The following is a 6,076-nucleotide window of genomic DNA, read 5'->3' as shown; positions in this document are numbered from 1 at the left end:
AGGCCGAGCGGGCGCGGGCCAGCAGCACGGCGCCCGCTCCCAGGCCCGCACCGACCGCCGAGGAGACCCGGGCCCGTACCGCCCGCTTCAACAGCTTCCGCCAGGCCGTACGCGCCGCCACCCCGGACGATCCGGCGGCCCCGTCCCGCGACCACGAAACCCCGGCCACCCGCGACCAGTCGGCCCGCGCACGCGAAACCACGACCACCCCCGACCACCCGACCACCACCCCCCGATCCCCGGAAGGCGACACGACCACATGACCGGCACCACGACCGCCGACGACAAGCTCACCTGGCTGATCGAGGGCCTGTTGCGGCGCACGCCGGGTGCGCGGCACGCACTCGTGCTGTCCCGGGACGGCCTGAAGCTGTGCCGCACTCCGGAACTCTCCGCCGACCAGGCCGACCAGCTCGCCGCGATCGCCGCCGGCATCCAGTCGCTGTCGCACGGCGCCTCCGTGGAGTTCGGCGACGGCAGCGGCGGCGTCCGCTCGGCGATGACGGAGTTCTACGGCGGCGTGCTGTTCATCGTGGAGGCGGGCGAGGGCGCGCACCTGGCCGTCGTCACCGCGGAGGACGCGGACGCCGGGCTCGTCGGCCACAACATGAGCGAGCTCGTGGAGCAGCTCGGCGAGCACCTGACCGCCCTGCCGCGCAGCTCATGAGCCGCCCCGGCAGGGACGACGCCCCCGATCGCCTCTACACCCTCACCCAGGGCCGTACCCGCTCCGGCCCCGACAACCCCTTCGACCTGGTGACCCTGGTCGTCGCCGAGTGCGACCCGGTGCCCGGCATGCAGTCCGAGCACACGGCGATCCTGCGCATGACCGAACACCCCACCGCGGTCGTGGAGATCGCGGCCGAGCTGAAGCTGCCGGTGAGCATCACCCGCATCCTGCTGGCCGACCTCCTCGCCGCGGGCCGGGTCAGCGCCCGCCACCCCCGCAAGGCCGCCGTCCCCGACCCCGACATCCTGGAGCAGGTGCTCGTTGGACTCCGCAACCTCTGAGATCCCCGCCGCGCGTACGCCCCTCGGCGACTCGGCGGACAACGGCCTGAAGATCGTGGTCGTGGGCGGCTTCGGCGCAGGCAAGACCACGATGGTCCGCTCGGTCAGCGAGATACGTCCCCTCAACACCGAGGAGACGATGACGCAGGCCGGCGAGTCCGTCGACGACACCACCGGCGTCCACACCAAGACCTCGACCACCGTCGCCTTCGACTTCGGCCGCATCACCCTGGACGCGCACAACGTCCTGTACCTCTTCGGCGCCCCCGGCCAGGAGCGTTTCTGGTTCCTGTGGGACCGCCTGTTCTCCGGCACGCTCGGCGCGGTCGTCCTCGTCGACACGCGGCGCATCGACGACTCCTGGTACGCCATCGACCGGCTGGAGAAGCACGGCACGCCGTTCGTCGTGGCCTGCAACGACTTCGGCGGCCCCGCCTTCACGCCCGCCCAGATCCGCGAGGCCCTGGACCTCGACCCGCACGTCCCGCTGGTCACCTGCGACGCCCGCTCCCGCCAGTCCAGCAAGCTCGTGCTGATCACCCTCGTCGAGCACATCCAGTCCCTCTACGCCGCCCCCACCCCCCGACAGGAGCTGGTGTGAGCCACGCCCCCGTACCCGCCCCCGTCCGCCTCAGCGGCCCGCTCCTCCAGGACGACCCGGCGCGGGTCTACCGGGACATGCGACGCGAGCACGGCAGCGTGGTCCCCGTGGTCCTCGACGGGGACGTACCGGCCTGGCTGGTCCTCGGCTACCGCGAGCTGCACCAGATCACCGGCGACCCGGTCCTCTTCAGCCGTGACTCGGAGCTGTGGAACCAGTGGGACAGGATCCCCGACGACTGGCCCCTGCTGCCCATGATCGGCCGCAAGCAGCCCTCGATCCTCTACACGGTCGGCGAGCGCCACCGCCAGCGGGCGGCCATGCTCACGACCGCCCTCGAAGCGGTCGACCCCTACCAACTACGGCACTACGCCGAGAAGTTCGCCGACGAACTGATCGACACGATCTGCCCCAAGGGCGGCGCGGACATCATCGCCGAGTACGCGATGCTGCTCCCGGTCCGCGTCCTGGCCCGCCTCTACGGCTTCTCCGACGAGGAGGGCCCCGCCCTGGTCACGGCCCTGAACGACATGATCGACGGCCGCGACCGAGCGATAGCCGGCCAGCTGCACCTGGCGACCTCCATGAGCAACCTGGTGGCCGCCCGCCGTACCGAGCCCGCCGACGACGTCGTCTCCCGCATGCTGGCCGACCCCTCCGGCTTCACCGACGAGGAGATCTGCCAGGACCTCATGGTGATGATGGCGGCCGGTCACCAGCCGACCGCCGACTGGATCGGCAACAGCCTGCGCCTGATGCTGACCGACAACCGCTTCGCCGCGTCCCTCTTCGGCGGCCGCAACAGCATCCCCGAGGCGATGAACGAGGTCCTGTGGGAGGACACTCCCACCCAGAACGTCGCCGGCCGCTGGGCCTCCCGCGACACCCAGCTCGGCGGGCGCCGCATCCGCGCCGGCGACCTTCTCCTCCTCGGCCTCCAGGGCGCCAACTCCGACCCGCAGGTCCGCACCGACGGCGCGGCCCTGACCGGCGGCAACAACGCGCACTTCTCCTTCGGCCACGGCGAACACCGCTGCCCGTTCCCCGCGCAGGAGATCGCCGAGGTCATCGCCCGTACCGGCATCGAGGTGATCCTGGACCGCCTGCCGGACATCGACCTGGCCGTCCCCGCCGACGCCCTCACCCGCCGCCCGTCCCCGTGGCTGCGCGGCCTCACCGACCTCCCGGTCACCTTCACGCCCACCCCCGCCCTTGGAGGCACACGCGCATGACGGCAGCCGCCATCCACCTCGACCCCTTCGTCACCGACCTGGACGCCGAGAGCGCGGCCCTGCGCGCGGCCGGCCCGCTGGCACGTGTCGTCCTGCCCGGCGACGTACCGGTGTGGGCGGTCACCCACCACGCCGAGGCGAAGAAGCTGCTCACCGACCCCCGCCTGGTGAAGGACATCAACGTCTGGGGCGCCTGGCAGCGCGGTGAGATAGCCCCCGACTGGCCGCTGATCGGCCTGGCCAACCCCGGCCGCTCCATGCTCACGGTCGACGGCGCGGACCACCGCCGCCTGCGCACCCTGGTCGCCCAGGCCCTCACCCCCCGCCGGGTGGAACAGATGCGCGGCCGCATCACCGAACTCACCGAGGGCCTGCTGGACCGCCTGGCGGACCACACGGGCGAGGTGGACCTGAAGGCGGAGTTCGCCTACCCCCTCCCCATGTACGTCATCGCGGACCTGATGGGCCTGCCCGAGGACCGCCTGCCCCGCCTGAAGGAACTCTTCGAGAAGTTCTTCTCGACCCAGACCCCGCCGGACGAGGTAGTGGCCACCCTCACCGAACTGGCCGCCATCATGGCCGAAACGGTCACCCACAAACGCGCCCACCCGGGCGACGACCTGACCACCGCCCTCATCCAGGCCTCGGAGAACGGCGACCACCTCACCGACGACGAGATCGTCTCCACCCTCCAGCTGATGGTCGCCGCCGGCCACGAGACGACGATCTCCCTCATCGTCAACGCGGTCGTCAACCTCTCCACCCACCCCGACCAACGCGACCTGGTCCTCTCGGGCAAGGCGGACTGGTCGGCGGTCGTCGAGGAAACCCTCCGCTGGTCCACCCCCACGTCCCACGTCCTGATCCGCTTCGCCACGGAAGACATCGAAGTAGGCGACAAGACCCTCCCGGCGGGCGACGCCCTGATCGTCTCCTACGCAGCCATAGGCCGCGACGAAAAGGCCCACGGCCCGACCGCCGGCGCCTTCGACATCACCCGCGAGACGACGAACCGCCACATCTCCTTCGGTCACGGCCCCCACGTCTGCCCCGGCGCGGCCCTCTCCCGCCTGGAAGCGGGCGTAGCCCTCCCGGCCCTCTACGCCCGCTTCCCGAAGCTGGACCTGGCGGTCCCGGCGACCGAACTCCGCAACAAGCCGGTGGTCACCCAGAACGACCTGTACGAACTCCCGGTCCGCCTGAACGCCTGACGATTCCCGCACCCGCGCACGCCCAGCGGCCACGACGGCGGTCGGGCGTGCCGCAGGCGCCCACGGCGGCAAGGGGACGGGGCGGTGGTGTCCGCCCGCAGCGGCTGGCGCGTCAACACCAGGCCCTTTCGAGGAACCGATTCCGCGCCAGACCGAGGACGGACACCACCGCCCCGGCCCCGACCGACAACGCACCGCAGGCGCTACGCGCACCCCCACCGAAGCCGCGGTGGCGCCGCAGGCATGGCCACGCGCACCCCACCGAAGCCGCACCGGACCCCGAACCCGCACAGGCGCCGCAGGCACCCGCGCCGCAGGCACCCGCGTCTCACCGGACGGACGACGTTTCGCCCCGGTTTCCCGAAGCCGCTAGGCTCCGACCGTGGCTGAGATCCAGATTCCCGCTGACATCAAGCCCGCCGACGGACGTTTCGGCGCGGGCCCCTCCAAGGTGCGGACGGAAGCGCTGGACGCGCTGGCCGCGACCGGCACGTCCCTCATGGGCACCTCCCACCGCCAGGCCCCGGTCAAGAACCTGGTCGGCAAGGTACGCGAGGGCATCCGCGAGCTGTTCCAGCTCCCCGACGGCTACGAGGTCATCCTCGGCAACGGCGGCTCCACCGCGTTCTGGGACATCGCGACCCACGGCCTGATCGAGAACAAGTCGCAGCACCTCAGCTTCGGCGAGTTCAGCTCCAAGTTCGCCAAGGCCGCCAAGCTCGCCCCCTGGCTCGCCGACCCGGACATCATCTCCACGGACCCGGGCACGCACCCCACCCCGGTCGCTGAGCCGGGTGTGGACGTCTACGCCTTCACGCACAACGAGACGTCGACCGGCGTGGCCATGCCGATCAACCGCGTCCAGGGCGCCGACGAGAACGCCCTCGTCCTGGTCGACGCCACGTCCGGCGCCGGCGGCCTCCCCGTGGACATCGCCGAGACGGACGTCTACTACTTCGCCCCGCAGAAGTCCTTCGCCTCCGACGGCGGCCTGTGGATCGGCATCTTCTCCCCCGCCGCCATCGAGCGCGCCGAGCGCATCCACGCCTCCGGCCGCCACATCCCGGAGTTCTTCAGCCTCCCCACGGCGATCGACAACTCCCGCAAGAACCAGACGTACAACACCCCGGCCCTCGCCACCCTGTTCCTCCTCAACGAACAGCTGGAGTGGCTCAACGGCCAGGGCGGCCTGGACTGGTCGGTCCGCCGCACGGCCACCTCCGCCCGGACCCTCTACGGCTGGGCCGAGGACATCAAGTACGCCAACCCCTTCGTCACCGACCCGGCCAAGCGCTCGCAGGTCATCGGCACGATCGACTTCACGGACGAGATCGACGCCGCCGCCGTGGCGAAGACCCTCCGCGCGAACGGCATCGTCGACACGGAGCCCTACCGCAAGCTGGGCCGCAACCAGCTCCGCGTGGCGATGTTCCCGGCGATCGACCCGGCGGACATCGAGGCCCTGACGAAGTGCATCGACTACGTGATCGAGAAGCTGTAGTCGTCCTCCCCGTACGACAACGAGGGCGCCCCCGGAGTCCGCGGGGGCGCCCTTCGTCGTGCGCGACGTCTAGCAGAACTGCCGGAGAAAGACCCGCCAGCCTTCGCGGGAGACGATGAGCAGGGCGCCGTCCTGCCGCTTGCTGTCGCGGACAACGCGACCGAAGTCGGCTGTGAGGGCCACCTCTACACAGTCGACGGCCTGCGAGATGAGTGCCTTGGGGTTGTTGCGATTCTGCCAGATACCCACAAGTTCCTTATCACCGAAAGCGGCAGCAACAATGGTCCCAAAGCTCAGAAGCCCGGTGAGGCCGATGCGGTTGACGGGATCGCCTTGGGCGTCGAGATAGAGGTTCCTTTCCCGACCGGAGGGGGCGGGCTGTGAAGCGGCGTGGTTGGGGTGGAGCAGCCGGGAGAAGGAACAGCAGGGACAGGGTGTTGCGGGTTTGGCAGTGGCCGACGACCATGGGCGGCACTGCCCTGCGTGGTGCCGCCCAAACGGCTGTCGAGAGTTACCGGCA

At 70.8% G+C, this 6,076-nt stretch carries 7 protein-coding genes and 1 pseudogene; 7 read left to right on the top strand and 1 reads right to left on the bottom strand.

The features are described 5' to 3' along the window. From N4P33_RS12525 to serC, 7 genes and pseudogenes are all read left to right on the top strand, one after another. Positions 1 to 263, top strand: a pseudogene (locus N4P33_RS12525) (ATP-binding protein); the annotation flags it as partial. Further along, positions 260 to 667 (top strand): roadblock/LC7 domain-containing protein, encoded by a 408-nt coding sequence (locus N4P33_RS12520; protein ID WP_260826456.1) that lies wholly within the window; start codon positions 260 to 262, stop codon positions 665 to 667. The pseudogene N4P33_RS12525 and the gene N4P33_RS12520, both read left to right, overlap by 4 nt. Next, a complete protein-coding gene (locus N4P33_RS12515) occupies positions 664 to 1,011 on the top strand; it encodes a DUF742 domain-containing protein (protein WP_260826455.1) in 348 nt (115 codons plus the stop codon). Before N4P33_RS12520 ends, N4P33_RS12515 begins: the two co-directional genes overlap by 4 nt. Then, a complete protein-coding gene (locus N4P33_RS12510; RefSeq protein WP_260826454.1) occupies positions 992 to 1,612 on the top strand; it encodes an ATP/GTP-binding protein in 621 nt (206 codons plus the stop codon). Before N4P33_RS12515 ends, N4P33_RS12510 begins: the two co-directional genes overlap by 20 nt. Continuing rightward, positions 1,609 to 2,844 carry a cytochrome P450 gene (locus tag N4P33_RS12505; RefSeq protein ID WP_260826453.1) on the top strand — a complete coding sequence of 412 codons (1,236 nt, stop codon included), beginning with the start codon at positions 1,609 to 1,611 and terminating at the stop codon, positions 2,842 to 2,844. The genes N4P33_RS12510 and N4P33_RS12505 overlap by 4 nt, the downstream gene beginning before the upstream one ends. After that, positions 2,841 to 4,055 (top strand): cytochrome P450, encoded by a 1,215-nt coding sequence (locus tag N4P33_RS12500; RefSeq protein ID WP_260826452.1) that lies wholly within the window; start codon positions 2,841 to 2,843, stop codon positions 4,053 to 4,055. Before N4P33_RS12505 ends, N4P33_RS12500 begins: the two co-directional genes overlap by 4 nt. Positions 4,056 to 4,437: 382 nt before the next feature. Beyond that, complete coding sequence (gene serC, locus N4P33_RS12495; RefSeq protein WP_260826451.1) at positions 4,438 to 5,556, top strand: phosphoserine transaminase; 1,119 nt, start codon at positions 4,438 to 4,440, stop codon at positions 5,554 to 5,556. 69 nt (positions 5,557 to 5,625) lie between these two features. Here the strand turns inward: serC and N4P33_RS12490 are convergent, their stop codons facing one another. Further along, entirely contained in the window at positions 5,626 to 5,805 is a 180-nt protein-coding gene (locus tag N4P33_RS12490; RefSeq protein ID WP_399029319.1) for a DUF397 domain-containing protein, read from the bottom strand. Between the last annotated feature and the right edge of the window lie 271 nt (positions 5,806 to 6,076).

The sequence above is a fragment of the Streptomyces sp. 15-116A genome (assembly GCF_025290915.1).
Lineage (GTDB): Bacteria > Actinomycetota > Actinomycetes > Streptomycetales > Streptomycetaceae > Streptomyces.
Note: the sequence above shows the minus strand (reverse complement) of the source record. Positions and strands in the feature narration are given on the sequence as shown.